General features: G+C 43.7%; 32 protein-coding genes and 1 riboswitch. Of the genes, 24 read left to right on the top strand and 8 right to left on the bottom strand.

From position 1 onward, the window contains the following. The first annotated feature begins 101 nt into the window (after positions 1 to 101). The 8 genes from comGA to V6D41_RS01840 all read left to right on the top strand — a co-directional run bounded on the left by comGA (position 102) and on the right by V6D41_RS01840 (position 4,291). Positions 102 to 1,172: a competence protein ComGA gene (gene comGA, locus V6D41_RS01875; protein WP_333517116.1), complete on the top strand. Its 1,071-nt coding sequence runs from the start codon at positions 102 to 104 to the stop codon at positions 1,170 to 1,172. Beyond that, positions 1,159 to 2,196 carry a competence type IV pilus assembly protein ComGB gene (gene comGB, locus V6D41_RS01870; RefSeq protein ID WP_333517115.1) on the top strand — a complete coding sequence of 346 codons (1,038 nt, stop codon included), beginning with the start codon at positions 1,159 to 1,161 and terminating at the stop codon, positions 2,194 to 2,196. The genes comGA and comGB overlap by 14 nt, the downstream gene beginning before the upstream one ends. Before the next feature lie 13 nt (positions 2,197 to 2,209). Continuing rightward, positions 2,210 to 2,506 (top strand): competence type IV pilus major pilin ComGC, encoded by a 297-nt coding sequence (comGC, locus tag V6D41_RS01865; RefSeq protein WP_333517114.1) that lies wholly within the window; start codon positions 2,210 to 2,212, stop codon positions 2,504 to 2,506. Next, positions 2,496 to 2,927 (top strand): competence type IV pilus minor pilin ComGD, encoded by a 432-nt coding sequence (gene comGD, locus V6D41_RS01860; RefSeq protein WP_333517113.1) that lies wholly within the window; start codon positions 2,496 to 2,498, stop codon positions 2,925 to 2,927. Before comGC ends, comGD begins: the two co-directional genes overlap by 11 nt. Then, entirely contained in the window at positions 2,911 to 3,258 is a 348-nt protein-coding gene (gene comGE, locus V6D41_RS01855; protein WP_333517112.1) for a competence type IV pilus minor pilin ComGE, read from the top strand. Before comGD ends, comGE begins: the two co-directional genes overlap by 17 nt. 28 nt (positions 3,259 to 3,286) lie before the next feature. After that, positions 3,287 to 3,667, top strand: coding sequence for a ComGF family competence protein (locus V6D41_RS01850; RefSeq protein ID WP_333517418.1), 381 nt, complete (start codon positions 3,287 to 3,289; stop codon positions 3,665 to 3,667). Continuing rightward, positions 3,668 to 4,042, top strand: a complete 375-nt coding sequence (gene comGG / locus V6D41_RS01845; protein WP_333517111.1) for a competence type IV pilus minor pilin ComGG — start codon at positions 3,668 to 3,670, stop codon at positions 4,040 to 4,042. 69 nt (positions 4,043 to 4,111) lie between these two features. Further along, positions 4,112 to 4,291, top strand: a complete 180-nt coding sequence (locus V6D41_RS01840) for a YqzE family protein (protein WP_087990697.1) — start codon at positions 4,112 to 4,114, stop codon at positions 4,289 to 4,291. Positions 4,292 to 4,334: 43 nt separating this feature from the next. On the opposite strand, the gene V6D41_RS01835 is transcribed toward V6D41_RS01840, so the two are convergent. Further along, positions 4,335 to 4,661 (bottom strand): YqzG/YhdC family protein, encoded by a 327-nt coding sequence (locus tag V6D41_RS01835; protein WP_333517417.1) that lies wholly within the window; start codon positions 4,659 to 4,661, stop codon positions 4,335 to 4,337. A 261-nt stretch (positions 4,662 to 4,922) separates the two neighbouring features. Here V6D41_RS01835 and tapA point away from each other — a divergent pair, with 261 nt between their 5' ends. The 3 genes from tapA to tasA all read left to right on the top strand — a co-directional run bounded on the left by tapA (position 4,923) and on the right by tasA (position 7,082). Beyond that, entirely contained in the window at positions 4,923 to 5,684 is a 762-nt protein-coding gene (gene tapA, locus V6D41_RS01830; protein ID WP_333517110.1) for an amyloid fiber anchoring/assembly protein TapA, read from the top strand. Next, positions 5,668 to 6,240, top strand: a complete 573-nt coding sequence (sipW, locus tag V6D41_RS01825; protein ID WP_333517416.1) for a signal peptidase I SipW — start codon at positions 5,668 to 5,670, stop codon at positions 6,238 to 6,240. Before tapA ends, sipW begins: the two co-directional genes overlap by 17 nt. 62 nt (positions 6,241 to 6,302) lie before the next feature. Next, positions 6,303 to 7,082: a biofilm matrix protein TasA gene (gene tasA / locus V6D41_RS01820; RefSeq protein ID WP_333517109.1), complete on the top strand. Its 780-nt coding sequence runs from the start codon at positions 6,303 to 6,305 to the stop codon at positions 7,080 to 7,082. Positions 7,083 to 7,172: 90 nt separating this feature from the next. On the opposite strand, the gene sinR is transcribed toward tasA, so the two are convergent. The 4 genes from sinR to V6D41_RS01800 form a co-directional block, all read right to left on the bottom strand. Further along, positions 7,173 to 7,508 carry a transcriptional regulator SinR gene (sinR, locus tag V6D41_RS01815; protein ID WP_003226345.1) on the bottom strand — a complete coding sequence of 112 codons (336 nt, stop codon included), beginning with the start codon at positions 7,506 to 7,508 and terminating at the stop codon, positions 7,173 to 7,175. Positions 7,509 to 7,541: 33 nt separating this feature from the next. Then, the gene (sinI, locus tag V6D41_RS01810) at positions 7,542 to 7,715 is read right to left on the bottom strand and encodes an anti-repressor SinI (protein WP_087990694.1); all 174 of its coding nucleotides are present in this window, start codon (positions 7,713 to 7,715) and stop codon (positions 7,542 to 7,544) included. Positions 7,716 to 7,898: 183 nt separating this feature from the next. Then, on the bottom strand, positions 7,899 to 8,693 hold the full coding sequence (locus tag V6D41_RS01805; RefSeq protein ID WP_333517108.1) for a YqhG family protein: 795 nt from the start codon (positions 8,691 to 8,693) through the stop codon (positions 7,899 to 7,901). Positions 8,694 to 8,713: 20 nt separating this feature from the next. Next, positions 8,714 to 10,387: a DEAD/DEAH box helicase gene (locus V6D41_RS01800; protein ID WP_333517107.1), complete on the bottom strand. Its 1,674-nt coding sequence runs from the start codon at positions 10,385 to 10,387 to the stop codon at positions 8,714 to 8,716. A gap of 168 nt (positions 10,388 to 10,555) precedes the next feature. Then, a riboswitch (glycine riboswitch) is annotated at positions 10,556 to 10,657 on the top strand. Between the two features lie 172 nt (positions 10,658 to 10,829). On the opposite strand from V6D41_RS01800, the gene gcvT reads away from it, so the two are divergent. The 3 genes from gcvT to gcvPB are packed head-to-tail and all read left to right on the top strand — an operon-like array spanning position 10,830 to position 14,753. After that, a complete protein-coding gene (gene gcvT / locus V6D41_RS01795) occupies positions 10,830 to 11,918 on the top strand; it encodes a glycine cleavage system aminomethyltransferase GcvT (protein WP_333517106.1) in 1,089 nt (362 codons plus the stop codon). 29 nt (positions 11,919 to 11,947) lie between these two features. Continuing rightward, the gene (gcvPA, locus tag V6D41_RS01790) at positions 11,948 to 13,294 is read left to right on the top strand and encodes an aminomethyl-transferring glycine dehydrogenase subunit GcvPA (protein ID WP_333517105.1); all 1,347 of its coding nucleotides are present in this window, start codon (positions 11,948 to 11,950) and stop codon (positions 13,292 to 13,294) included. After that, entirely contained in the window at positions 13,287 to 14,753 is a 1,467-nt protein-coding gene (gcvPB, locus tag V6D41_RS01785) for an aminomethyl-transferring glycine dehydrogenase subunit GcvPB (RefSeq protein ID WP_333517104.1), read from the top strand. Before gcvPA ends, gcvPB begins: the two co-directional genes overlap by 8 nt. A gap of 35 nt (positions 14,754 to 14,788) precedes the next feature. Here the strand turns inward: gcvPB and V6D41_RS01780 are convergent, their stop codons facing one another. Further along, entirely contained in the window at positions 14,789 to 15,169 is a 381-nt protein-coding gene (locus V6D41_RS01780; protein WP_014664580.1) for a rhodanese-like domain-containing protein, read from the bottom strand. Between the two features lie 190 nt (positions 15,170 to 15,359). Here V6D41_RS01780 and lipM point away from each other — a divergent pair, with 190 nt between their 5' ends. The 3 genes from lipM to V6D41_RS01765 all read left to right on the top strand — a co-directional run bounded on the left by lipM (position 15,360) and on the right by V6D41_RS01765 (position 17,725). After that, complete coding sequence (lipM, locus tag V6D41_RS01775; RefSeq protein WP_087990689.1) at positions 15,360 to 16,196, top strand: octanoyltransferase LipM; 837 nt, start codon at positions 15,360 to 15,362, stop codon at positions 16,194 to 16,196. Positions 16,197 to 16,295: 99 nt separating this feature from the next. Beyond that, entirely contained in the window at positions 16,296 to 16,724 is a 429-nt protein-coding gene (mntR, locus tag V6D41_RS01770; protein WP_003236923.1) for a transcriptional regulator MntR, read from the top strand. Positions 16,725 to 16,849: 125 nt separating this feature from the next. Beyond that, positions 16,850 to 17,725: a patatin-like phospholipase family protein gene (locus tag V6D41_RS01765; RefSeq protein ID WP_333517103.1), complete on the top strand. Its 876-nt coding sequence runs from the start codon at positions 16,850 to 16,852 to the stop codon at positions 17,723 to 17,725. Here V6D41_RS01765 and V6D41_RS01760 read toward each other — a convergent pair. Beyond that, positions 17,722 to 18,117, bottom strand: coding sequence for an SA1362 family protein (locus V6D41_RS01760; protein WP_333517102.1), 396 nt, complete (start codon positions 18,115 to 18,117; stop codon positions 17,722 to 17,724). The genes V6D41_RS01765 and V6D41_RS01760 overlap by 4 nt on opposite strands. A 39-nt stretch (positions 18,118 to 18,156) precedes the next feature. After that, on the bottom strand, positions 18,157 to 19,113 hold the full coding sequence (locus tag V6D41_RS01755; protein ID WP_087990687.1) for a DUF1385 domain-containing protein: 957 nt from the start codon (positions 19,111 to 19,113) through the stop codon (positions 18,157 to 18,159). A 224-nt stretch (positions 19,114 to 19,337) separates the two neighbouring features. Here V6D41_RS01755 and V6D41_RS01750 point away from each other — a divergent pair, with 224 nt between their 5' ends. From V6D41_RS01750 to spoIIIAB, 7 genes are all read left to right on the top strand, one after another. Continuing rightward, entirely contained in the window at positions 19,338 to 19,877 is a 540-nt protein-coding gene (locus V6D41_RS01750) for a YqhR family membrane protein (protein WP_148962034.1), read from the top strand. Positions 19,878 to 19,965: 88 nt separating this feature from the next. After that, positions 19,966 to 20,412, top strand: a complete 447-nt coding sequence (gene aroQ / locus V6D41_RS01745; protein WP_148962033.1) for a type II 3-dehydroquinate dehydratase — start codon at positions 19,966 to 19,968, stop codon at positions 20,410 to 20,412. Continuing rightward, complete coding sequence (gene papA, locus V6D41_RS01740; protein ID WP_333517101.1) at positions 20,409 to 21,470, top strand: aminopeptidase PapA; 1,062 nt, start codon at positions 20,409 to 20,411, stop codon at positions 21,468 to 21,470. Before aroQ ends, papA begins: the two co-directional genes overlap by 4 nt. A 24-nt stretch (positions 21,471 to 21,494) precedes the next feature. Next, on the top strand, positions 21,495 to 22,052 hold the full coding sequence (efp, locus tag V6D41_RS01735) for an elongation factor P (RefSeq protein WP_148962031.1): 558 nt from the start codon (positions 21,495 to 21,497) through the stop codon (positions 22,050 to 22,052). A 143-nt stretch (positions 22,053 to 22,195) separates the two neighbouring features. After that, the gene (locus V6D41_RS01730; protein WP_003226379.1) at positions 22,196 to 22,477 is read left to right on the top strand and encodes a YqhV family protein; all 282 of its coding nucleotides are present in this window, start codon (positions 22,196 to 22,198) and stop codon (positions 22,475 to 22,477) included. 76 nt (positions 22,478 to 22,553) lie between these two features. Next, positions 22,554 to 23,477 carry a stage III sporulation protein AA gene (gene spoIIIAA, locus V6D41_RS01725; protein ID WP_087990682.1) on the top strand — a complete coding sequence of 308 codons (924 nt, stop codon included), beginning with the start codon at positions 22,554 to 22,556 and terminating at the stop codon, positions 23,475 to 23,477. After that, on the top strand, positions 23,471 to 23,986 hold the full coding sequence (gene spoIIIAB / locus V6D41_RS01720; protein WP_333517100.1) for a stage III sporulation protein SpoIIIAB: 516 nt from the start codon (positions 23,471 to 23,473) through the stop codon (positions 23,984 to 23,986). Before spoIIIAA ends, spoIIIAB begins: the two co-directional genes overlap by 7 nt. Positions 23,987 to 24,002: the final 16 nt, after the last annotated feature.

The raw sequence follows: 24,002 nt of genomic DNA, 5'->3' as shown, positions 1-24,002 counted from the left end.
TGATTTTTCGGCATATAACATCTCCGGAAAATCACTTTTTCTCCGTTTGATTACCAGTCCTTATTTTTCTACAATACGCATTGAAAGGAGAGGGAATCAAATTGGATTCAATAGAAACGATAAGCAGAACCTTGATTGAAGAGGCGTATTCAACAAAGGCTTCTGACATTCACATTGTGCCGAGGGAGCGGGACGCCATCATTCATTTTCGGGTAGATCACGCCTTGCTGAAAAAAAGGAACATGAAAAAAGAAGAGTGCGTAAGACTGATTTCACATTTTAAATTTCTCTCAGCGATGGACATAGGGGAAAGGAGAAAGCCGCAAAATGGTTCGCTTACGTTAAAACTGGGAAAGGGAAATGTTCATTTAAGAATGTCAACGCTCCCCACTATTAATGAAGAAAGCCTCGTGATCAGAGTGATGCCTCAATATAATATCCCATCAATTGATAAACTGTCATTATTTCCTAAGACAGGAGCCACTTTACTCTCATTTTTAAAACATTCTCACGGCATGCTCATTTTTACCGGTCCAACTGGCTCAGGGAAGACCACCACATTATACTCTCTCGTTCAATATGCAAAAAAACACTTTAATCGAAATATTGTCACACTGGAAGACCCTGTTGAAACAAGGGACGAGGATGTTCTTCAGGTGCAGGTGAATGAAAAAGCCGGTGTGACATATTCGGCAGGGCTGAAGGCTATTTTGCGCCATGACCCGGATATGATTATTTTAGGTGAGATCAGAGACGCGGAAACAGCTAAAATTGCCGTGCGAGCAGCGATGACGGGGCATTTGGTGCTAACGAGCCTTCATACGAGAGATGCGAAGGGCGCGATTTACAGGCTGCTTGAATTCGGCATCAATATGAATGAAATCGAACAGACCGTCATTGCGATAGCGGCTCAGCGCTTGGTTGATTTAGCTTGCCCGTTTTGTGAAAACAGATGTTCATCGGTGTATTGCCGCCAGTCTCGAAACACCAGAAGAGTAAGCGTTTATGAGCTGCTTTACGGAAAAAACCTTCAGCAGTGTATTCAGGAGGCAAAAGGCAATCATGCAAATTACCAATATCAAACACTGCGTCAAATTATTAGAAAAGGAATTGCACTTGGCTACTTAACGACAAACAACTATGACCAGTGGGTTTATCATGAAACAGATTAGAAAAACTTGGTCGCTAAAGGATCAAGCCTTGTTATTAAAGCGGCTTGGTGAAATGATGGCGGGCGGATATACGCTTCTGGATGGATTACGCCTGATGGAGCTTCAGATGAATAAGAGGCAGGTGGCCGACTTGGCTGACGCGGTCACTCGTTTGAGGGAAGGGGCTCCGTTTTATCAAGTATTAAAGAGTTTGTCATTTCATAAGGAAGCCATAGGTATTTGTTATTTTGCTGTAACACATGGTGAATTGCCTGCTTCCATGATCCAGAGCGGAGAGCTGCTGGAACGAAAAATCGCACAGGCAGACCAGCTGAAAAGGGTGCTGCGCTATCCGCTTTTCCTCATCTTTACAGTCGCTGTCATGTTTTATATGTTACAGTCTATCATCATTCCGCAGTTTTCCGGTATTTATCAATCGATGAATATGGAAACCTCACGTTCAACCGATATGCTTTTCGCTTGTTTTCAGCATATTGATCTGATGGTCGTTTTGGCGGCTCTTTTTGCAGCAGGTATCGGGCTTTATTATTGGTTGGTGTTTAAGAAAAAGTCACCTGCCCGGCAAATGCTTATTTGTGTGAGGATACCTTTAGTTGGAAAACTTGTCAGGCTGTTTAACAGCTACTTTTTTTCTTTGCAGCTAAGCAGCCTTTTAAAATCAGGCCTCTCAATTTATGACAGCCTTAATGCATTTAAACATCAATCGTTTCTCCCTTTCTACCGCTGCGAGGCTGAGCAAGTGATTGAACGGTTAAAAGCTGGTGAATCTATTGAAGCCGCTATTTGTGACAGCCCTTTTTATGAAACAGATTTTTCAAAAGTCATATCTCACGGCCAGCTGAGCGGCCGCCTAGACAGGGAGCTTTTCACATACAGCCAGTTCATATTGCAGCGGCTGGAACACAAGGCTCAGAAATGGACAGGCATCCTTCAGCCTATGATTTATGGATTTGTTGCTGCGATGATCTTAATTGTGTATTTGTCTATGCTCTTGCCTATGTATCAGATGATGAATCAAATGTGAAAGGAAGAGGCCGATGAATGAGAAAGGATTCACTCTTGTTGAAATGCTAATTGTGCTCTTTATTATTTCAATCTTGCTTTTAATTACGATACCGAACGTCACGAAACATAATCAAACCATTCAGAAAAAGGGCTGTGAGGGCCTGCAAAACATGATTAAGGCACAAATGACTGCATATGAGCTCGATCATGAAGGACAGACACCGAGCCTTGCCGATTTACAGTCAGAGGGCTATGTGAAAAAGGATGCGGTTTGTCCAGATGGGAAGCATATTGTCATCACTGGCGGAGAAGTTAAGATTGAACATTAAATTAAACGAGGAGGAGGGATTTACTCTTTTAGAAAGCTTACTTGTGTTAAGCCTCGCCTCTATCCTCTTGATTGCCGTGTTTACCGCACTTCCTCCTGTTTATGGCAATACAGCGGTTCGTCAGGCGGCGTGGCAGCTGAAAAACGATATTATGCTTGCACAGCAGACTGCAATGTCCAGTCATCAAAGAACGAAAATTCTCTTTCAGAGAAAAGACTATCAATTAGTCATGGATGATACGGTGATTGAACGTCCCTATCCAACAGGACTTTCTATAGAGCCGCTGACATTAAAAGACCGTTTGGAATTTAATGAGAAAGGGCATCCGAATGCAGGCGGAAAAATACGAGTACAAGGACATGCCGCTTACGACATAACAGTTTATTTAGGGAGCGGGAGAGTCAATGTGGAGAGAAAATAAAGGTTTTTCTACAATAGAAACAATGTCTGCGCTAAGTCTGTGGCTGTTTCTGCTGCTGGCAGTCATTCCCATGTGGAGCAAGCTGATAGCTGATGAAAAGATGGCGGAATCACGAGAAACCGGCTACCAGATAATGAATGAAAGCATTGGCGAATATATAATGACTGGTGAAAGAGATGCTTCAAAAACGGTTATAAAGAACAATAAGATCTATGCGCTGAAGTGGGAGGAGGAGGGTCATGATCAAAACGTATGCATCTCAGCAGCAGCTTATAAAGAAAAACCATTTTGCCTCAGCATTATGCGGACAGACTGGCTATACGCTTCTTAACGTATTATTTTCGCTTTCTGTTTTTTTAATCATATCAGGATCGTTAGCTATGATCTTCCATCTGTTTTTGTCACGCCAACAGGGACATGACGGGTTCACAGAGCAAGAATGGATGATTTCGGTAGAGCAGATGATGAACGAGTGCAAGCAGTCTCGCGCAGTCAAGACAACTGAGCATGGGAGCGTATTGATTTGCACCAATCTTTCCGGGCAAGACATCCGTTTTGAAACCTATCATTCAATGATAAGAAAAAGGGTAGATGGCAAAGGGCATGTTCCGATACTAGATCATATTACAGTCATGAAAGCCGATATTGAAAATGGGATGGTTTTGTTAAAAATTGAGAGTGAGAATCAAAAATTGTATCAAACTGCTTTTCCGGTTTATCGGTATTTAGGAGGAGGGTGAATGTACCGCACGAGAGGGTTTGTTTATCCCGCTGTTCTTTTTGTGTCCGCGCTTGTACTGCTGATCGTGAACTTTACTGCTGCTCAATATATTTCACACTGCATGTTTGAAAAGGAAACAAAAGAGTTTTACACAGGAGAGAATTTACTTCAGAACGGCGCGCTTTTGTCTATTCGGCATATTCTTGAGCAACGGAAAGGCCAAAAGGGTTCACAGCAGTTTACATATGGGCAGGTTTCTTATGACATTCATGATACATCGATAAAAGAGCAAAAAGAAATCAATTTAAAAGCCATGACGGAGTCGGGAACAGAAAGAACTGCACAGCTAGTGTTTGATCAAAAACAGAAACAACTGCTGAGCTGGACAGAATAAAGCAAAGAAAGGGTATAAAAAAAGTCCTGTGAGCCAACACTCATAATAATTGAATGATGAGGTGATCACGTGAAAACAAATGATTATGTCAAATACATGACTCAGCAATTTGTCAAATATATAGATACTCCGAAAGATGAACGAAAAGAACGAAAAGAGGTGCGGAAAGAAACAAAAACACCTGCCTCACAGCAGTGGTTCGGTATTTTACCCTATGGTTTCAGGTTATGGCTGAAGCGAAAAAAATAATTGCACTGCTATAGCGAATAAGGTCCTTCGAAAATGGAGGACCTTATTGATATTCTTCTAATATGGCAATTTTATTAACCTTTTGGCTATAGGGATTGAACGAAATCGTGACAAATACGCCGAATTCCTTTGATCCTTCTCTTAGGGTTAAATGGTATTGCTTCACTGCCTCATCTTTTCTTTTGCGGTCCCATACTTTTTGTTTGAACAGTACCTGTGCGAGCGGGTATCTTTTTTTTGCTTCTTTTACTGCAAGCTCTTCCCATTTAGATATGTGACGGGCGGTCACAAGCGGCACTTCTTCTGCGTGAGCGGCAGGGGTGCCGAAAAAGAGAAGAGAAAGACAAATCACACACTGTTTGAACATTATGCTGTCACCCTTTCCTTGTTTATGATTTCCAAATCGAACTTGGATATGCATTTACTTTCTCACATAACAATCTAAAAATTTCAAAAAGATGAGCAATACTGAGTAAGACTTAGTAAGATGATGGAAATGTTCTTTTAAACGAACTAAACGGTCAATTTTGGTGTTTTTCAATCCATTAAACGTTGATTATACTCAATTTGTGTAGTTCTTTAAAGAGAACAATTGTGATATTAAGTTACAGTGTTTTACAGGAGGTAAGATATGTTTCGATTGTTCCGCAATCAGCAAAAGGCAAAGACGAAACTAAAAGTTCTGTTTTTTTTTCAGCTTTCAGTCATTTTCAGTCTGACTGCCGCGATATGCTTACAATTTTCCGGTGATACAAGCGCTGTTTTTCATGATATAGAAACATTTAATGTTTCGCTTCAAACGTGTAAAGACTTTCAGCATACAGATAAAAACTGCCATTACGATAAACGTTGGGACCAAAGTGATTTGCATCTGTCAGATCAAACGGATACAAAAGGCACTGTATGCTCACCTGTCACTTTATTTGCTGAGCTTAAAAATACAGGTGAGAAACTGAAGAAATCAAAGTGGAAGTGGGAGCTTCATAAGCTGAAAAATGCCCGCAAACCGTTAAAGGATGGGAACGTGATCGAAAAAGGATTCGTTTCCAATCAAACCGGCGATTCACTTTATAAAATTGAGACGAAGAAAAAAATGAAACCCGGCATTTATGCATTTAAAGTATATCAACCGGCTGGCTATCCGGCAGACGGCAGTACATTTGAGTGGTCGGAGCCAATGACGCTTGCAAGGTGCGATGAAAAACCGACAGTCCCGAAAAAAGAAACGAAGCCTGCCGTCAAAAAGGAGAAGGAAACACCGCAAAAGGATGTGCAAGAAAAACCAAATAAAGAGGATGCATCTCAAGAAGCAGTAACGGAAGAAAAAGGTACTCAATCAGTTGTGAAGGAAAGCGGGGAAGAGGATGAAAAAAGCAATGAAGCTGATCAGTAATATTCTCTACGTGATCATCTTTACTCTCATTATTGTACTTACGCTTGTCGTGATATCAACACGTTCATCCGGGGGAGAGCCGGCAGTGTTTGGATACACGCTGAAATCAGTTCTCTCGGGTTCAATGGAGCCCGAGTTCAACACAGGTTCTTTAATATTGGTCAAGGAAATCACCGATGTGAAAGAGCTCCAAAAGGGTGACGTCATTACATTTATGCAGGATGCAAATACGGCGGTCACCCACAGGATTGTTGACGTAACGAAGCAAGGAGACCATTTGTTATTTAAAACAAAAGGGGACAATAACGCCGCAGCTGATTCAGCGCTAGTATCGGAAGAAAATGTCCGCGCGCAATATACGGGTTTTCAGCTTCCGTATGCCGGCTATATGCTTCATTTTGCCAGTCAGCCAATCGGAACCGCTGTTTTACTGATTGTTCCGGGCGTGATGCTGCTGATGTACGCTTTTGTGACGATCACAAGCGCTATTAGAGAAATTGAAAGAAAGACAAAAGCTTTGGAAACAGATACAAAGGACAGCACCATGTCCACTTAACTTCAGTTGTAAACCTGGCAACAGGTTTCGATATAAATCATTCAATAAAAGGGGAGTTTGCCATGGGTATGAAAAAGAAATTAAGTTTAGGAGTGGCTTCGGCGGCATTAGGATTAGCTTTAGTAGGAGGAGGAACATGGGCAGCATTTAACGACATTAAATCAACGGATGCTACTTTTGCGTCAGGTACACTTGATTTATCTGCTAAAGAAAATTCAGCAAGTGTCAACCTATCAAATCTAAAGCCGGGAGACAAATTGACGAAAGACTTCCAATTTGAAAATAACGGCTCACTTGCGATCAAAGAAGTATTAATGGCGCTGAATTACGGTGAATTTAAAGCAAACGGCGGCAGCAATACATCAGCAGAAGATTTTCTCAGCCAGTTTGAGGTGACAGTATTGACAGTTGGAAAAGAGGGCGGCAATGGATACCCGAAAAATATTATTTTAGATGATGCAAACCTCAAGGACTTGTATTTGATGTCCGCTAAAAATGATGCAGCGGCTACTGAAAAAATCAAAAAACAAATTGACCCTAAATTCTTACATGCAAGCGGTAAAGTCAATGTAGCAACAATTGACGGTACAACCGCTCCTGAATATGATGGTGTTCCAAAGACACCGATTGATTTTGACCAAGTCCAAATGGAGATCCAATTCAAAGACGATAAAACAAAAGACGAAAACGGGCTAATGGTTCAAAATAAATATCAAGGCAATTCAGTGCAGCTTCAATTCTCATTCGAAGCGACACAGTGGAACGGCTTGACAGTCAAAAAGGAACATACTGATAAAGACGGTTACATTAAAGAAAATGAAAGAGCGCACAGTGAGGATTAAAATGAATAACATCAAGATGGCCCAGTATTGATATACTGGGCCATCTTGATGTTTATTGACAAAAGAGGAGTCAGTGCCTCTGCTCAGGCACTACTCCTCTTTTTGGGATTTTCTCCATTTTTGATAATCTAAAAATTCACGAAATTGTTTTTTCGATACCCCGGATGTCATTGCATCGCGAACTAATTTCTCCCATTCACTATCTAATTGACCATCGTATTCGGTTTCATGTTTCTCATCGAGCAAAGTATGAACCGAGACGTCCAGAACAGCGGAGACTTTTTCGAGAAATTGAATGGAGGGGTTCGTTTGTAGATTTCGTTCTATTGAGCTTAAATAAGACTTCGCTACCCCAGCTTTTTCAGCTAGTTCTGATAGTGAGTAGCCTTTTTCTTTACGGTATTGTTTAATACGCTGGCCAATCAATGTCATCACCTTCCTTGTGATATTATAGCACATTCAGAAAGGATTTACGGTATGACTTCTGGCTGCCGGACCAGGATGAGCAGACTTTTTGTTTAAAAGTAAATATTTTCGTATTTCTTCCGGGCTGATATTTGCCTCTTTGGCTTTCATCATCAATTTAACCCATTCTTGATCTAATTCGAAGTGCTCTTGTTTTGCATTTTTCATGCAGTTTCTCCTCCTAAAATACTTGTTTATGTATTTCAGCCAGTCCGGCCATGACTCATTGTATGGCTTCAGCGTCTCTGGAAGTCATTTGCCATTGAAATTGCCAGAATTTTTTTCCAGTATACCTTTATTATAATCGCATTTTTTCAAAAAAAACGAGAACGATGTCGAATGGTAAAAAAGTTAGCTTGAAATATTATTTTGCAAATAAAATAATCCGCCATTTTCAATTTCCACCAATATCTTTGGTTGATACAAGGATTTCAGCGCCTGTTTTTCTAGATGATACTCTTCTGGTTTTTCTTCTATATGCTCATAAAACTTGTCAAGCAATGACATATCATTCTTCCACCTGTTTACCGCCTGTTCTGCCCAGTCTGACGGCTCCTGCATAGCGGATTTAGCAATATAGTTTTCCATCCGCGTAAGGCCGCTTGCTGGTTTGATCATAGGCGATATGGTGAAGCAATAGTCGCATATTTGCGACGTCAGTGAAAGGTGTGTCAGCTTACTTTGAAAATGTTCAATTATGGTTCCAGAGACTAGATGAAGACCTAGTGACAATAGCTTATCCTTTTTCATGTCGGACTGGTATGAAATCGTGACATTTATACCAAGCCAAGGCTGAAGTGGGACTTTGGCTCCGGCTGATTCAATTTTCTCATACATTCTGGTAAATCTCCCATTTTGTTTAACAGCTTTAAAAATTTGAAAGAGGCGCGGCGCCCCAAAATAAATAAATTCGCCATCTAGGTCTTTTGGAGCGGTTTCCTTATCTGTAATAAAAGTGATTTTCATTGGATTCGGATCGCCGCCTGTCTTCTCGCGCCAGTGCCAGTAGAAAGGGCGGTTCATGATCTGTTTGTCCATTTCAACTGTAAGCTGCACTGTCATATAGCCGGAACCTTGATCGATGATCGGGCAGCTGTTTGCCTGAAAAAAACGAAGCAGAAAATCGTGAATCTCTTGCTGTCTCACTTATAAAACCTCCTTACAGGCTAAGATCCTCTTTTTTCAGCAGGTTGCTGTTTTTTATAAGACAAAAATGAAGTTAAGTTGTCCATTTTGATTTTCATGTCTTCCTCTGTTGCTGAATGGCACAAAATGTCGTGCAGATGTTCTTCAAAATTGTTCACTTGAATTTTCGTTAATATATCATCAAGTTCGCCGACCACTTTTTCAAACAGGTGAATTTTTTCATACAGCAGCTTTAAAATATGCTCTTCCACAGTATGTTTTGTCGCCATGTTGTAAATGTGCACGTCACGTTCCTGTCCGAGCCTGTGAATTCTTCCGATTCTTTGCTCAAGACGCATCGGATTCCATGGCAGGTCATAGTTGATCATGTGATTGCAAAATTGCAGGTTAATCCCTTCTCCGCCGGCTTCAGTTGCAATCAGAACCTGGACTTTTTCGCGGAAAAGATCCTTCATCCAGTCTTTTTTCCCGCGTTTAAATCCGCCTCTGAACGGCACGGAGCTGATGCCGTTTTGCTGAAGAAACCATTGCAGGTAAATCTGGGTTGCCCGGTATTCTGTAAAAATGATGACCTTATCGTCTATCTTCTTGACCAGATCAACGACTTGCAGCGCTTTAGAGTTTTGTGTGACTTGGTTGATGCGGTCTATTAAAACCGAAATGGTGCGTTCATCAATGGCCGGTGCTTGTTTTTCTTTTTGATCAAGCATTTTTTTCAGCGTCATATATACCGCTTCTCTGCTCGAACAGCATTCTCTTTGCAATGTCATAATCGAGAATATGCTGGCCGGCTTATTGATGCCTTCCTTCAGGCGGGAAATTTCATCATAAAGCGCCTGCTCTGATGGAGAAAATTCAATCGGTACTGTTTCAACATGGCGCTGTTTCCAAGTCAGCCCGGTATCATGCCGCCTGTTTCGGATCATGACTTTATTCACAAGATCTTTTAAATGCTCATGCGCTCCTAAACTGGATTTCTTGTTAGCGAACTCTTCCTGAAAGTAATTTTGACTGCCTAAATGGCCGGGTTTTAATAAGGACACCAAATTGAAAATTTCTTCAATACGGTTTTGAATTGGCGTCGCGGTAAGCAACAGGCAATATTTTTTTACGAGATTCCGGACAAATTCATAGTTCTTCGTTTTACTATTTTTCAGTTTGTGCGCCTCATCAATAATCACGAGATCATATGGGATTGACAGCACGATTTCCCGGTGGGGCGAGCGCTTTGCGGTATCGATTGATGAGACGACAATATCGCATTGCTCCCACACATAGCTTTTTTTTTGTTCAACAGCCGGGATCAAAAATTTTTCCTGAAGCTCTTTGACCCACTGTGATACAAGGGAAGCGGGCACAAGGATCAATATTTTTTTGGCTAAACCGCGAATCATATATTCTTTTAGAATCAGTCCCGCTTCAACCGTTTTCCCAAGGCCTACCTCGTCTGCTAAAATCGCTTTCCCGTTCATTTTTTCAACCACTTTTTGCGCAACCTCAAGCTGGTGCGGGAGCGGCGTAAAGGAAGGCAGGTATAAAGGGGCCCGTAAGCCTTCAAATTCAGGAATGGCTAATGTTTTCTGGATTTCTGCAGAAAGCTTGTACAGTTCCCAGTTCGCCCACGGGCCATCATGTTGAAGCCTTTCAGCGAATTCATCAGGCCATTTTGCATCGTAGATCATTTCAGCGTCCATTGTTTTGAAACCGCCTTTCTTATTCTTCGATTCTTAAAATGCGCAATATAAGAAAAATCTGCCCAAATTGCTGTTGCCCAGCATATAGTGATGGTGGTAGGATATGAGTATGTATTTGATGTAAGATATTGCTATAGTATGTCCATAACTGCATGAAAATATGAGCGAATGACAGCAAGGGGAGAGACCTGACCGAGAACTTCGGGATACAGGCGCCGAAGGAGCAAACTGCGGAGTGAATCTCTCAGGCAAAAGAACTCTTGCTCGACGCAACTCTGGAGAGTGTTTGTGCGGATGCGCAAACCACCAAAGGGGACGTCTTTGCGTATGCAAAGTAAACTTTCAGGTGCCAGGACAGAGAACCTTCATTTTACATGAGGTGTTTCTCTGTCCTTTTTTGTATGTTTTTTTAGCTGCGCCGTTAAAAAAGGGGAGGAATTCGATGCTGAAAAGAACGCCGTTATTTGATCTGTATAAGGAATATGGAGGAAAAACGATTGATTTTGGGGGCTGGGAGCTTCCTGTTCAATTTTCTTCTATAAAAAAGGAACACGAGGCTGTCCGAACTGCGGCCGGGCTGTTTGATGTATCTCATATGGGAGAGATCGAAGTGTCAGGAAACGATAGTCTGTCTTTTTTGCAAAGGCTGATGACCAATGATGTTTCCGCGTTAACGCCAGGCCGTGCGCAATATACGGCGATGTGCTATTCGGATGGCGGAACCGTCGATGATTTACTTATCTATCAAAAAGGTGAGAACAGTTATTTGCTGGTCATTAATGCATCTAATATAGATAAAGATTTGGCTTGGATGAAAGAACATGCCGCAGGTGAAGTGCAGATTGATAATTTGTCTGATCAGATTGCGCTCTTAGCTGTACAGGGGCCGAAAGCAGAAACAATTTTAAAAACACTGGTATCTTCAGATGTATCAGCATTAAAGCCGTTTGCATTTATTGATGAAGCTGATATCAGCGGCTGCAAAGCACTCATTTCTCGCACCGGCTATACGGGTGAGGACGGGTATGAAATTTACTGTCGCAATGAGGATGCTGTGTATATATGGGGACAAATTATTGATGCGGGGGAAGCATATGGGCTGATTCCATGCGGTCTCGGCGCACGCGATACTCTCCGGTTTGAAGCGAAGCTCCCGCTTTACGGCCAGGAGCTGACCCGGGATATTACACCGATTGAAGCAGGTATAGGCTTTGCCGTAAAACACAAAAAGGAGTCTGATTTTTTCGGCAAGTCAGTATTGAGTGAACAAAAAGAAAACGGAGCAATGAGGAAGATTGTCGGTCTCGAAATGATCGAAAAAGGGATACCGCGGCACGGATATGAAGTGTTCTATAATGGCAAGCCCGCCGGAAAGGTGACAACCGGCACGCAGTCGCCGACATTTGGGAAAAACGTCGGCCTTGCCTTAATTGCTGCGGAAGCGAGTGAAATCGGGACAGTTGTAGAGGTGGAGATTCGCAAAAAATTAGTGAAAGCAAAGGTTGTTAAAACACCATTTTATAAACGCTAATATTTTTTCTTGGGGAGAGGAGTCAACACATGAAGCACCGTTATTTGCCCGCAACAGAAGAGGATAAACAGGAAATGCTTGCCGCTATCGGCGTAAGCGGCATCGATGAACTATTTGCTGATATACCGGAAAACGTCAAATATAAAAAAGAGTATCAAATCAAAAAAGCGAAATCAGAAACGGAACTCACAAGAGAACTGACAAAGCTGGCCTCTAAAAATAAGGATACCGTACAACACGCCTCTTTTTTGGGAGCGGGTGTATATGACCACTACCAGCCTGTGATTGTGGATCATGTTATTTCACGCTCTGAGTTTTATACGGCGTATACGCCCTATCAGCCGGAAATTTCGCAAGGGGAGCTTCAGGCCATTTTCGAATTCCAAACGATGATCTGTGAACTGACAGGAATGGATATTGCCAACTCCTCTATGTATGACGGCGGAACAGCCTTGGCGGAAGCGGCAATGCTTGCTTCCGGCCATACGAAAAAGAAAAAAATCGTTGTGTCAAAAACCGTGCATCCTGAATCGAGAGAAGTGCTGAAAACGTACGCAAAAGGTCAGTATATTGAAGTCGTTGAAGTCCCCGCTGCAGATGGCGTTACCGATCTTGATGCTTTGCGCCAAACCGTTTGCGAGGATACAGCCGCAGTGATCGTTCAGTACCCGAATTTTTTTGGCCGGATCGAGCCGTTAAAGGATATTGAGCCTATCGCTCATCAAGGGAAATCCATGTTTATTGTATCAGCCAACCCCCTTGCGTTAGGCCTGCTCGCTCCGCCGGGCGAGTTTCAGGCTGATATCGTCGTCGGCGATGCGCAGCCATTCGGCATTCCATCAGCATATGGCGGCCCGCATTGCGGTTTTTTTGCCGTCACCAAAAAATTAATGAGAAAGATGCCGGGCCGTCTCGTCGGACAAACGGAAGACGAAAACGGAAAAAGAGGCTTTGTGCTTACATTACAAGCTAGAGAGCAGCATATCCGCAGGGATAAAGCAACATCAAATATATGCTCGAACCAAGCTTTAAATGCGCTGGCAGCTTCTGTCGCCATGACAGCTCTCGGAAAAAACGGCGTAAAAGAAATCGCCCGCCAAAATCTCCTAAAAGCCAACTATGCAAAGCAAGAAGCAAAAAAAGCGGGCCTCCCCGTCATATTTGACGGACCGATGTTTAATGAATTTGTCATCAAACTGGATGAACCGGTGAAAGCTGTGAACCAGCGTTTGCTTGCAAAAGGCATCATCGGCGGATTCGATCTTGGGCTGACGTATCCGAAGCTGGACTGTCATATGCTGATTGCTGTAACGGAGCTGAGAACAAAAGAAGAAATTGACGCACTCATTCAGGAATTGGGGGATCGCCATGAGTAATCAAGATCAGGCACTTATTTTTGAGCTTTCCAGAGAAGGCCGCATCGGCTACAGTCTGCCGGAGCTCGATGTACCGGAAGTCGAATTGGAGGACCTCTTATCAGACACCTATATTCGTGGCGAGGACGCAGAGCTGCCGGAGGTGTCCGAGCTGGATATCATGCGCCATTATACAGCGCTGTCCAAACGGAATCACGGGGTGGATTCCGGCTTTTATCCGCTCGGTTCATGCACAATGAAATACAATCCGAAAATCAATGAAAAAATCGCACGCATTCCCGGTTTTGCTGCAATTCACCCTCTTCAAGATGAAGACACGGTACAAGGGGCTTTAGAGCTTTTATATGATTTAAGTGAGCACCTTGAAGAAATTACGGGAATGGATGAGGTTACGCTTCAGCCAGCTGCTGGGGCGCATGGCGAATGGACGGGGCTGATGATGATCCGAGCCTATCATGAAGCGCGCGGGGATTTCAAGCGGACAAAGGTCATTGTTCCTGATTCCGCGCACGGGACAAATCCTGCTTCAGCGACAGTAGCTGGCTTTGAAACGATTACAGTGAAATCAAATAAAAATGGGCTTGTCGATCTGGAGGATTTAAAAAGATCAGTGAATGAAGAAACTGCTGCTCTTATGCTGACGAATCCGAACACGCTTGGCTTGTTTGAGGAGCAGATCAACGAGATGGCGGAAATTGTTCACCAAGCGGGGGGGAAATTGTACTATGACGGCGCCAATTTAAATGCGGTTTTAAGCAAAGCGAGACCGGGCGATATGGGATTTGACGTAGTGCACCTCAACCTGCATAAAACATTCACTGGCCCTCATGGCGGCGGAGGTCCCGGCTCAGGCCCTGTCGGTGTAAAAAAAGATCTGATTCCTTATTTGCCAAAACCAGTTTTAATCAAAAAGGAAGGCCGCTTTACATTTGATGATGACCGCCCTCATTCGATCGGCCGCGTAAAGCCGTATTACGGCAACTTCGGCATCAATGTCAGAGCGTATGCATATATCCGCTCCATGGGGCCTGACGGGTTAAAGGCTGTTACGGAGAACGCAGTGTTAAACGCCAACTATATGATGAGAAAGCTCGCGCCTTATTACGATCTTCCGTTTGACCGTCATTGCAAGCATGAATTTGTATTGTCAGGTAAGCGGCAGAAAAAGCTGGGGGTGCGTACGCTTGATATAGCAAAACGGCTGCTCGATTTCGGCTATCATCCGCCTACGATTTATTTCCCGCTTAATGTTGAAGAATGCCTCATGATTGAGCCGACAGAGACGGAATCAAAGGAAACCTTGGATGCGTTTATCGACGCTATGATTCAAATCGCAAGAGAAGCGGAGGAGAATCCGGAGATCGTCCAGGAGGCGCCGCATACGACAATTGTAAAAAGAATGGATGAAACAAAAGCGGCGAGACATCCAGTGCTCAGGTATGAGACGAAAGAGAAGTAAAAAAACAGCTGTCTGTAAAAAGACAGCTGTTTGCTTTATTTCTTTGCTTTAATCTTTCCGCCCCATTTTTTAAAGCCGCCTTTTAGGTTGTAAATCTCAGTGCAGCCGTTTTTGCGCAGGGTTTGTGCCGCGCGTCCGCTGCGGACGCTGTTTTGGCAGTACAGATAAACAGGCTTGTCCGGACGGATTTCATTTTTTCTCTGTTTCAGCTGGGAAAGCGGGATGTTGCGGGCACCTAAAATATGCCCGCCCTCAAACTCATTTGGTTCACGGACATCAATGAGCTGCGCTTTTCGGTAACCCGCGCGGAATTCTTCTTCCGTAAGTGTTTTCATAATTCGCTGCTGATAGACATATGAAGCAATCATATACACGATAAACGCAGCAAAAATAATTAAAACGATCATATTAGACAATGTGATTCTACTCCTTTAGCATATAAAATCAAAACCCTGTTTCGTAAAACAAGGCCATAGAGCCGTTTTCGACAAATACTATTATAGTAAAGCATGGCGCGATTGTCATCCATAATGAAACGAAAATATTTTTCATTTTCCCGGCAGTTTGATAAACTAATTCTATTAAAACGGTAAGGAAGGTCTCAAAATGGAAAAAGAAACTTGGCGGTTTATAGACTCAGGCAATGCAAATCCTGCATTCAATATGGCGCTTGATGAAGCGCTTTTATATTGGCACAGCGAAGAAAAAATTCCCCCGGTTATCCGTTTTTACGGCTGGAATCCGGCGACACTTTCTGTAGGGTATTTTCAAAATATTAAAAAGGAAATCAATTTTGAAGCCGTACATAAGTATAATCTCGGATTCGTTAGACGCCCGACCGGCGGGAGAGGTGTGCTGCACGATCAGGAATTGACATACAGCGTGATTGTTTCAGAAGAACATCCCGAAATGCCGGCAACGGTCACTGAGGCATACCGGGTCATTTCAGAAGGCATACTCCAAGGCTTTAGAAATCTTGGTCTGGACGCTTATTTTGCCATTCCGAGAACCGACAAAGAAAAAGAAAGCTTAAAAAACCCGCGGTCATCCGTTTGTTTTGACGCGCCCTCATGGTATGAGCTAGTGGTTGAGGGACGCAAGGTGGCGGGAAGCGCGCAAACGAGACAAAAAGGCGTGATTCTTCAGCACGGCTCCATTCTGCTCGACTTGGATGAGGACAAGCTGTTTGATTTGTTCTTGTATCCAAGTGAAAGAGTCAGAGAGCGGATGCAGCGCAATTTCAAAAATAAAGCGGTTGCCATTAATGAACTCACTGAAAAACAGGTAACGATGGATGAGGCCCGTAAAGCCTTTAAAGAAGGGTTTGAAACAGGCCTTAACATTCATTTGGAGCCATACGAACTATCTCAGGAAGAGCTTGATTTTGTACATCACTTGGCAGAAACAAAATACGCTTCAGATGAATGGAATTACAAGCGGTAAACAGGGCTTTTGACCCGCGGAGCATCCTTGTTTTTTCAAGTTCATTAGTGTAAACTTGTAATGGTTTATAAAGTTAAGGTGCTTTTTGGGAGGGTTTCGATGACAACACCAAGTATGGAAGATTATATTGAACAGATTTATATGCTGATTGAAGAAAAAGGATATGCACGGGTTTCCGATATTGCGGAAGCATTGGCAGTCCATCCCTCCTCTGTAACGAAAATGGTTCAAAAACTAGATAAAGACGAATATTTAATTTATGAAAAATATCGCGGTCTCGTGTTAACGTCTAAAGGGAAAAAAATAGGCAAACGGCTGGTATACAGACATGAATTGCTTGAGCAGTTTTTAAGAATCATTGGTGTTGATGAAGAGAAAATATATAACGATGTCGAAGGAATCGAACATCATTTAAGCTGGAACAGCATTGATCGCATCGGGGATCTTGTTCAATATTTTGAAGAAGATGATGCTCGTAAAAAAGATCTAAAATCAATCCAAAAGAAAACAGAACATCATAATCAGTAAAAAGGCGGTCTCGAAGGAGGCCGTCTTTTTTGATTCGCTACGCCGCGCGTCATTCGATGGTCTATTTCTTCGCATGTTTTCTTAAAATGGTAATAAACGATTGGATGGAGGGGGAGGGGAATGAGATGTATATTGACGGTGTATTTTCCGGCGGCGGAGTAAAAGGCATTGCCCTGGCAGGCGCTTATGAAGCGCTTGAGGAAAAAGGCTTCCGCTTTAAACGGCTTGCGGGTACAAGCGCGGGCGCAATTATAGCGGCTTTCATTGCCTCAGGTTACACCAGTAAAGAAATCCACGCTTTAATTGAAGAAGTGGACGGAGAGAAATTGCTGGACCAGCGGTACTCATTTCTCCCCTTGAAAATGCTTCAGTGGGTGTCCATTTACTGGCGTCTTGGCTTATATAAAGGCGATACGATAGAAAAATGGATTGCCGATCTGTTAAGAGCGAAAGGCATAAGGGTTTTCGGTGATTTGCAGAAAGGGTCTCTGCGCCTTATCGCTTCTGATCTGACAAACGGCACCATGATTGTTTTGCCGGACGATTTGGTCCGTTACGGGTTAAATCCCGATATGTTTCCGGTTGCCAGGGCGGTAAGAATGAGCTGCAGCATTCCGTATTTCTTTGAACCGATAAAATTAAAAACGGACACAGACACCGCCACGGTTGTTGACGGAGGGGTGTTAAGTAATTTTCCCATTTGGCTGTTTTCAAAGGAAAGAAAACGCCCTGTTATCGGTGTGACGCTTGCACCGCGGGAAAGGGAGCGTCCGAGAAAAAATATCCGCAACGCATTCGAACTGTTCGGCGCCCTGTTTGAAACGATGAAGGATGCACATGACGCAAGGCACATTGCGTCACGCTATGAACAAAACATCATTTTTCTCCCGGTTGATGACGTCATGGCGACCGATTTTCATTTAACACAACAAAAAAAACTAGCCCTGATTGAGCTAGGTAAAAGACAGACAGAGCTGTTTTTAAAACAGTGGACCTATTAAAAAAGCGCTCTGTTTTTCTTTTTATTTTTTTTCCCTTCTATAACAGTCAGCTGAGTCTGGCTTTTTTTCTTGAGAATCATCGGCTTAGGCTTGCTGGCGCTCGGAACGCTTCGCAGGTGGCTGACACGTCCCTTATGTCCGGCGCGGTGCTTTGCTTTTTGTTCTTTCATCCGGCGCCGGGATTGTTTCGCCGCTTTTTTGAAGGCTGCTCCTTCGCTGCCCGCATTTCGATTCATTACATATTTCACAAAAAAATAAATAATGATACCTGCCACGATGACGGTTACCGCCATTTTTGCCATTTCTCCGGGATTGGTTACCAGTACATAGAGGAAACCGAACGCTCCCAGCGCAATTAATACAGCAATAATAGGTTGTACACGATGATTCATAACTGTCCACCTCCGAAAGTAATAGCAGGGCAACGGATATTAGATGACGTTGTGAGAAGGCTTCTGATTTTGTGCAGACATTTCTTCGAGTCTGAGAAGCTCGTTAAAGCTTTCGATTGCAACTTCAACCTGGTCATCCTTAGGCTCTTTTGTTGTTAACAGCTGAAGCCAGAGCCCCGGGTACCCAAGGAATTTCAGTCCGGGAATATCACGCACTTTGTTTGTCAGCTGCAGAACTTCAAAAGATATGCCGAGTACGACCGGTATCAGCGCGACACGATCTATAACACGCAGCCAAAGCGGATCTGTCGGAACGAGCAAATAGACAAACATGCCGACAATAATCGTAAATAAAATAAAGCTTGATCCGCAGCGGTAATGAAGCCGAGATTGGTTTTGAACATTCTCTACTGTAATTGGCAAATTCTGTTCATAACAGTTTATGACTTTATGTTCGGCTCCATGATATTGAAACACTCTTTTAATGAGTGGTGTCATGGATAAAAAATAAATGTAACCGAGCAGCAAAATCAACTTAAAGAGGCTTTCAACCGCGATTTGCGCTGTGTCCGATGAAAAAACCGGCCTTGTCAGTTCAGCTAAGAAAACAGGAACCAATGTAAATACAAATTTACTGAACAAAAATGATAAGACGCCGATAACCGCGAGGCTGAGATACATAGACAGCCCGGAGGATTTTTTTTCTTCCTGCTCAAGTGTCTCGTCTTCAGATGGATCAAGCCCGTAACGTTCGCTAGAAAAATTCAAATGCTTGGTGCCGTTTGCGCTCGCTTCAATAATGGCCGCGATCCCTCGTAAAAACGGAATCTTTTTCACGATGTTCAGTTTCGGGTTGCGTTTGCGGGGAAGCTTAAAGAAGTCAATGCTTCCGTCCGTTCTTCTGATTGCTGTAACGTAATGATGCTTTCCGCCAAACATAACGCCTTCCACAACTGCCTGCCCGCCGTAAGCGGGCGGAATTTTATGTTTTGACATATTATCAACCTGCCTATTTCTTTAGGATTGCTAACCATTTCCTTTCACTCTATTGTACAGGAAACAGCGCTAAACCTCTAGATTGACAGGCTGAAAAATTGTCTAGCCTTGCTTTATCTACATGCATTATACCCGTTAATTTCAAATTTTACTCGCAGCTGTCAAAAAGTGTGAGCTTTTTTATTGACATTTCATTTTTTGGGCACACTTTAACTGGAGGTGCCATGATGACAAGCGAAAAAAAGACAGAACAAAATGAACAATCGAATGAGAAGCAGGGACCGCCTGTTCCGATGGCCAGCAGGGTGGCGGCAACAGGTTTTTTCGGAGGCGCATTATGGAGTTTCATCGCTTATATTGCGTATTTGTTTCATTTTTCCGAAGTCAGTCCGAATATGATTTTGCAGCCGTTTGTACTCGGAGAGTGGAAAAAACATGGACTGGGGACAGTAATCAGCATTATTTTAATCGGAATTCTTTCAATCGGCGCAGCATTCCTATATTTTCTTCTATTGAAACGATTAAAAACAATGTGGCCGGGTATTTTATATGGCTTTCTGCTTTGGATGCTCGTGTTTTTTGTTTTTAATCCCATTTTTCCTGATGTGCGTGCGGTGACAGCACTGAAAGCAGATACAGTTATTACGACCATTTGCATTTATTTGCTTTACGGGCTGTTTGTCGGTTATTCCATCTCATTTGAATACAATGAGCTGAATTCGGAGAAGCTGGCACGTGCGCTAGGAACAGCGCATAGAGAATAGTGTATTATCCTTTTCCAGTATGATAAAATGTTCACGAGAAGTGGACATTTTTTTACATGAGAAACCCTCACGAAAAGGAGAGATTCATGTGCCTCATTTTTTGATTTTGAACGGGCCGAATGTCAATCGGCTGGGGAAGCGTGAGCCGGAGGTATTCGGCCGCCAGACACTGACCGACATAGAAACAGATCTTTTTCAATTTGCTGAAGCCTTACATATCCAGCTCACTTTCTTCCAGTCTAATCACGAAGGTGATTTGATTGATGCCATTCATGAGGCAGCGGAGCAATACGACGGCATTGTTCTGAACCCCGGAGCGCTGAGCCATTACAGCTACGCAATCAGGGATGCTGTTTCGAGCATCGGCCTTCCTGTGGTTGAGGTGCATTTATCAAACTTATATGCCAGGGAGGAATTCAGACATCAGTCGGTTATCGCTCCGGTTGCGAAAGGTCAGATTGTCGGACTTGGAGCTGAAGGCTACAAGCTTGCGATTCGCTACTTATTAAGCCAGCAAGGGGGAGAATCAAGATGAAGCTAGAGAAATTAAGAGACCAGTTTGGACAGCTGGGGATTGACGGAATGCTGATTACAAGCAGCACGAATGTACGCTATATGACAGGATTTACCGGTTCAGCGGGCCTGGCTGTTATATCAGGTGACAGGGCGGCGTTTATTACGGATTTTCGTTATACAGAGCAGTCGAAGGTTCAGGTAAAGGGCTTTGAAATCATTGAGCATGGCGGAAGCCTGATTCAGACCACCGCCGACACGATTGAAGCGTTCGGCATTAAACGCCTCGGCTTTGAGCAAAACAGCATGACATACGGCACATATGCGTCGTACAGCGCGGTTATCAGCGAGGCTGAATTAGTGCCTGTGGCTGAATCCGTGGAAAAGTTGCGCTTGATTAAGTCTAATGAAGAGATTAAGATATTAGAGGAAGCTGCGAAGATTGCAGATGATGCCTTCAAACATATCTTGACGTTTATGAAACCCGGCATTTCTGAAATCGCTGTTGCCAATGAGCTGGAGTTTTATATGAGAAGCCAGGGAGCTGACAGCTCTTCTTTTGATATGATTGTCGCCTCGGGCCTTCGGTCAAGCCTTCCGCATGGTGTGGCCAGTGACAAACTGATTGAAAGCGGAGATCTAGTTACACTTGATTTTGGCGCTTATTATAAAGGATATTGTTCTGATATTACCCGTACGGTCGCTGTAGGTGAGCCAAGTGACCAATTGAAGGAGATTTATCAGGTCGTATTTGATGCTCAGGCATTAGGCGTCGCACATATTAAGCCGGGAATGACAGGAAAAGAAGCTGACGCCCTCACAAGAGATCACATTGCGGCAAAAGGCTACGGTGAATATTTTGGCCATTCAACCGGACACGGGCTCGGCATGGAGGTTCATGAATCGCCGGGATTGTCCGTCAGATCTTCAGCTATCCTTGAACCGGGCATGGTGGTGACAGTGGAGCCGGGCATTTACATACCAGAAACAGGCGGTGTCCGCATAGAAGATGACATCGTGATTACAGAAAACGGCAACCGGACAATCACCCATTCCCCAAAAGAACTTATTATTTTGTGATTGGAATATAGGAGGACATTAAACATGATTTCAGTTAACGATTTCCGTACAGGATTAACAATCGAAGTAGACGGCGGCATTTGGCGCGTCGTTGACTTCCAGCATGTAAAACCTGGTAAAGGCGCGGCGTTTGTCCGTTCTAAACTCCGCAATCTTCGAACTGGCGCGATTCAGGAAAAAACATTCCGCGCTGGTGAAAAAGTAGCGAAAGCGCAAATCGAAACAAAAACAATGCAATATCTATATGCAAACGGAGATCAGCACGTATTTATGGATACTTCTTCTTATGAGCAGCTTGAACTAAGCGAGACTCAAATCGAAGAGGAATTAAAATACCTGCTTGAAAACATGTCTGTGCATATCATGATGTACCAAGAAGAAACGCTCGGTATCGAACTTCCAAACACAGTTGAACTGAAAGTTGTTGAAACTGAACCCGGCATTAAAGGTGATACAGCATCTGGCGGTACAAAACCTGCGAAAACCGAAACCGGCCTTATTGTAAACGTGCCGTTCTTTGTAAATGAAGGCGACAAACTTGTTGTCAATACATCTGACGGCTCATACGTTTCAAGAGCATAGAAAGAAAAGAGAAGTCTGTTCCCAAATGGGAGCAGGCTTTTTTTGTGCCTATAAAGAGAATCTTTCTTTTATACGAAAATGACAAGACTACTTCCGCAAGCTAGAGCATATCATATAAAAAAATGGGAGGTTGGGAGAGTGCTATGAAATTTTTGCTTGGAAATATCAATTCTACTGTTTTAACAATGGCCGGATTGCGCGTTTTATCCTCTATGATTGAGCTGACGGCAGCGATTATCATGCTTGTGACAAATGATGTCCGGAAGGCGGTTGTGGTTAACAGCATTCTCGCTATTGTCGGTCCGCTGATTTTTATCATCACCATGACTGTCGGAATCTATCAAATTGCCGGGCAGCTGTCGTATGCAAAGCTGATTCTGATTTTTACGGGTGTTGTTTTGATTTTGGCGGGTGTTCATAAATAAAGAGAGGCTTGTCATAAAGTCTGCCTCACATCATACATTTTAAAGAAGCCAATCGGTAGAAAGGAGGAGGCTCTGTTTGAATGAAATCGCTGAGGTTCTCCCTGAATCCATGAAAAACGCCCTTTCTGAAATACCGGAACATCAATGGCTTGAAATCGAAGAAGTCAGAATTCGGGTCAACCGCCCTGTTGAATTAATTCGAAAAGGACAACCTGTTTTTTTGTCCTATGCGGGCACGGCCGAGGATGCCCATCTGATTCTCAGCCGGCTCAGCAACTATAGTATGTATACGCTCGAAGAAGAGCTGAAGAAAGGGTATGTCACGATCAGAGGCGGCCACAGAGTCGGGCTGGCAGGCAGAGTCATTACGGAAAACGGAGGTGTGAAAGGCCTCCGTGACATCGCATCTTTTAATATACGAATTGCCCGGCAAAAACTGGGGATTGCGGAGCCGCTGCTTCCATACTTATATCAAGACAGTTGGTTGAATACGCTGATTATCGGTCCGCCGCAAACTGGAAAAACAACACTTCTCCGAGATCTTGCGAGACTCTCGAGCACCGGCAAAAAACGCATGTCGCCCGTAAAGACAGGAATCGTCGATGAACGGTCAGAAATTGCCGGATGCCTGCGCGGCATTCCCCAGCATCAATTCGGGCAGAGGATTGACGTGTTAGACGCCTGTCCAAAGGCTGAGGGCCTGATGATGATGATTCGGTCTATGAGCCCTGAGGTGATCATTGTCGATGAAATCGGGCGTATGGAAGATACAGACGCACTTCTTGAAGCGCTGCATGCAGGTGTTTCAGTCATCGTATCGGCGCATGGCTGGAGCATATCTGATCTGATGAAACGGCCTTCATTAAAGCGATTGTGGGAAGAAAGAGCCTTTGACCGCTATTTGGAATTATCGAGAGCGAAGGGACCGGGCACAATAAGCCGCATTTATGACAAAGATGGAAATGTGCTGTCTGGGACGATGGGCGTGAAGACATGCTGAAGCTGCTGGGTGCTGTATTCATTGTGGTGGCGACAACATGGACAGGTTTTGAGATCGCGAAAGTTTATATGGAACGGCCGCGGCAAATCCGCCAGCTGCGTGCGGCGCTCCAATCCCTCGAGGCTGAAATCATGTACGGCCATACACCGCTTCATATCGCTTCACAGCAGATTGCCAAGCAGCTGGCACAGCCTGTTTCGGCTCTTTTTACCACATTCAGTAATCAGCTGGACAAGGGCAGCGATTCCGCGAAAACCGCGTGGGAGCAAAGCTTAAAGAAGGTGTGGGACACCATGTCTTTGAAAAAAAGCGAATATGAAGTGCTGAAGCAATTTGGCGAGACGCTCGGGATTCATGACCGAATTTCGCAGCAAAAGCACATCAAGCTGGCGCTTACACACTTGGAAGCCTCGGAAGCGGATGCTGAGCAGGCACAGGCGAAAAATGAAAAGATGATAAAAAGTTTAGGCTTTTTAGCGGGCTTGTTACTCATTCTTCTATTGATGTAAACGTGAGGGGAGCAAA

Origin of the sequence: Bacillus sp. 0102A (genome assembly GCF_036765155.1) — a bacterium.
Lineage (GTDB): Bacteria > Bacillota > Bacilli > Bacillales > Bacillaceae > Bacillus > Bacillus subtilis_G.
The sequence above is the reverse complement of the archived record's forward strand: the minus strand, read 5'-3'. Positions and strand labels throughout refer to the sequence as shown.

Coding starts and splice junctions, on each gene's coding strand:
- comGB (WP_333517115.1), top strand. CDS start 1,159: ATGAAACAGATTAGAAAAACTTGGTCGCTAAAGGATCAAGCCTTGTTA.
- comGC (WP_333517114.1), top strand. CDS start 2,210: ATGAATGAGAAAGGATTCACTCTTGTTGAAATGCTAATTGTGCTCTTT.
- comGE (WP_333517112.1), top strand. CDS start 2,911: ATGTGGAGAGAAAATAAAGGTTTTTCTACAATAGAAACAATGTCTGCG.
- comGG (WP_333517111.1), top strand. CDS start 3,668: ATGTACCGCACGAGAGGGTTTGTTTATCCCGCTGTTCTTTTTGTGTCC.
- tapA (WP_333517110.1), top strand. CDS start 4,923: ATGTTTCGATTGTTCCGCAATCAGCAAAAGGCAAAGACGAAACTAAAA.
- sipW (WP_333517416.1), top strand. CDS start 5,668: ATGAAGCTGATCAGTAATATTCTCTACGTGATCATCTTTACTCTCATT.
- tasA (WP_333517109.1), top strand. CDS start 6,303: ATGGGTATGAAAAAGAAATTAAGTTTAGGAGTGGCTTCGGCGGCATTA.
- sinI (WP_087990694.1), bottom strand. CDS start 7,715: ATGAAAAATGCAAAACAAGAGCACTTCGAATTAGATCAAGAATGGGTT.
- V6D41_RS01800 (WP_333517107.1), bottom strand. CDS start 10,387: ATGGACGCTGAAATGATCTACGATGCAAAATGGCCTGATGAATTCGCT.
- gcvT (WP_333517106.1), top strand. CDS start 10,830: ATGCTGAAAAGAACGCCGTTATTTGATCTGTATAAGGAATATGGAGGA.
- gcvPA (WP_333517105.1), top strand. CDS start 11,948: ATGAAGCACCGTTATTTGCCCGCAACAGAAGAGGATAAACAGGAAATG.
- gcvPB (WP_333517104.1), top strand. CDS start 13,287: ATGAGTAATCAAGATCAGGCACTTATTTTTGAGCTTTCCAGAGAAGGC.
- lipM (WP_087990689.1), top strand. CDS start 15,360: ATGGAAAAAGAAACTTGGCGGTTTATAGACTCAGGCAATGCAAATCCT.
- mntR (WP_003236923.1), top strand. CDS start 16,296: ATGACAACACCAAGTATGGAAGATTATATTGAACAGATTTATATGCTG.
- V6D41_RS01765 (WP_333517103.1), top strand. CDS start 16,850: ATGTATATTGACGGTGTATTTTCCGGCGGCGGAGTAAAAGGCATTGCC.
- V6D41_RS01760 (WP_333517102.1), bottom strand. CDS start 18,117: ATGAATCATCGTGTACAACCTATTATTGCTGTATTAATTGCGCTGGGA.
- V6D41_RS01755 (WP_087990687.1), bottom strand. CDS start 19,113: ATGTCAAAACATAAAATTCCGCCCGCTTACGGCGGGCAGGCAGTTGTG.
- V6D41_RS01750 (WP_148962034.1), top strand. CDS start 19,338: ATGATGACAAGCGAAAAAAAGACAGAACAAAATGAACAATCGAATGAG.
- papA (WP_333517101.1), top strand. CDS start 20,409: ATGAAGCTAGAGAAATTAAGAGACCAGTTTGGACAGCTGGGGATTGAC.
- efp (WP_148962031.1), top strand. CDS start 21,495: ATGATTTCAGTTAACGATTTCCGTACAGGATTAACAATCGAAGTAGAC.
- V6D41_RS01730 (WP_003226379.1), top strand. CDS start 22,196: ATGAAATTTTTGCTTGGAAATATCAATTCTACTGTTTTAACAATGGCC.
- spoIIIAB (WP_333517100.1), top strand. CDS start 23,471: ATGCTGAAGCTGCTGGGTGCTGTATTCATTGTGGTGGCGACAACATGG.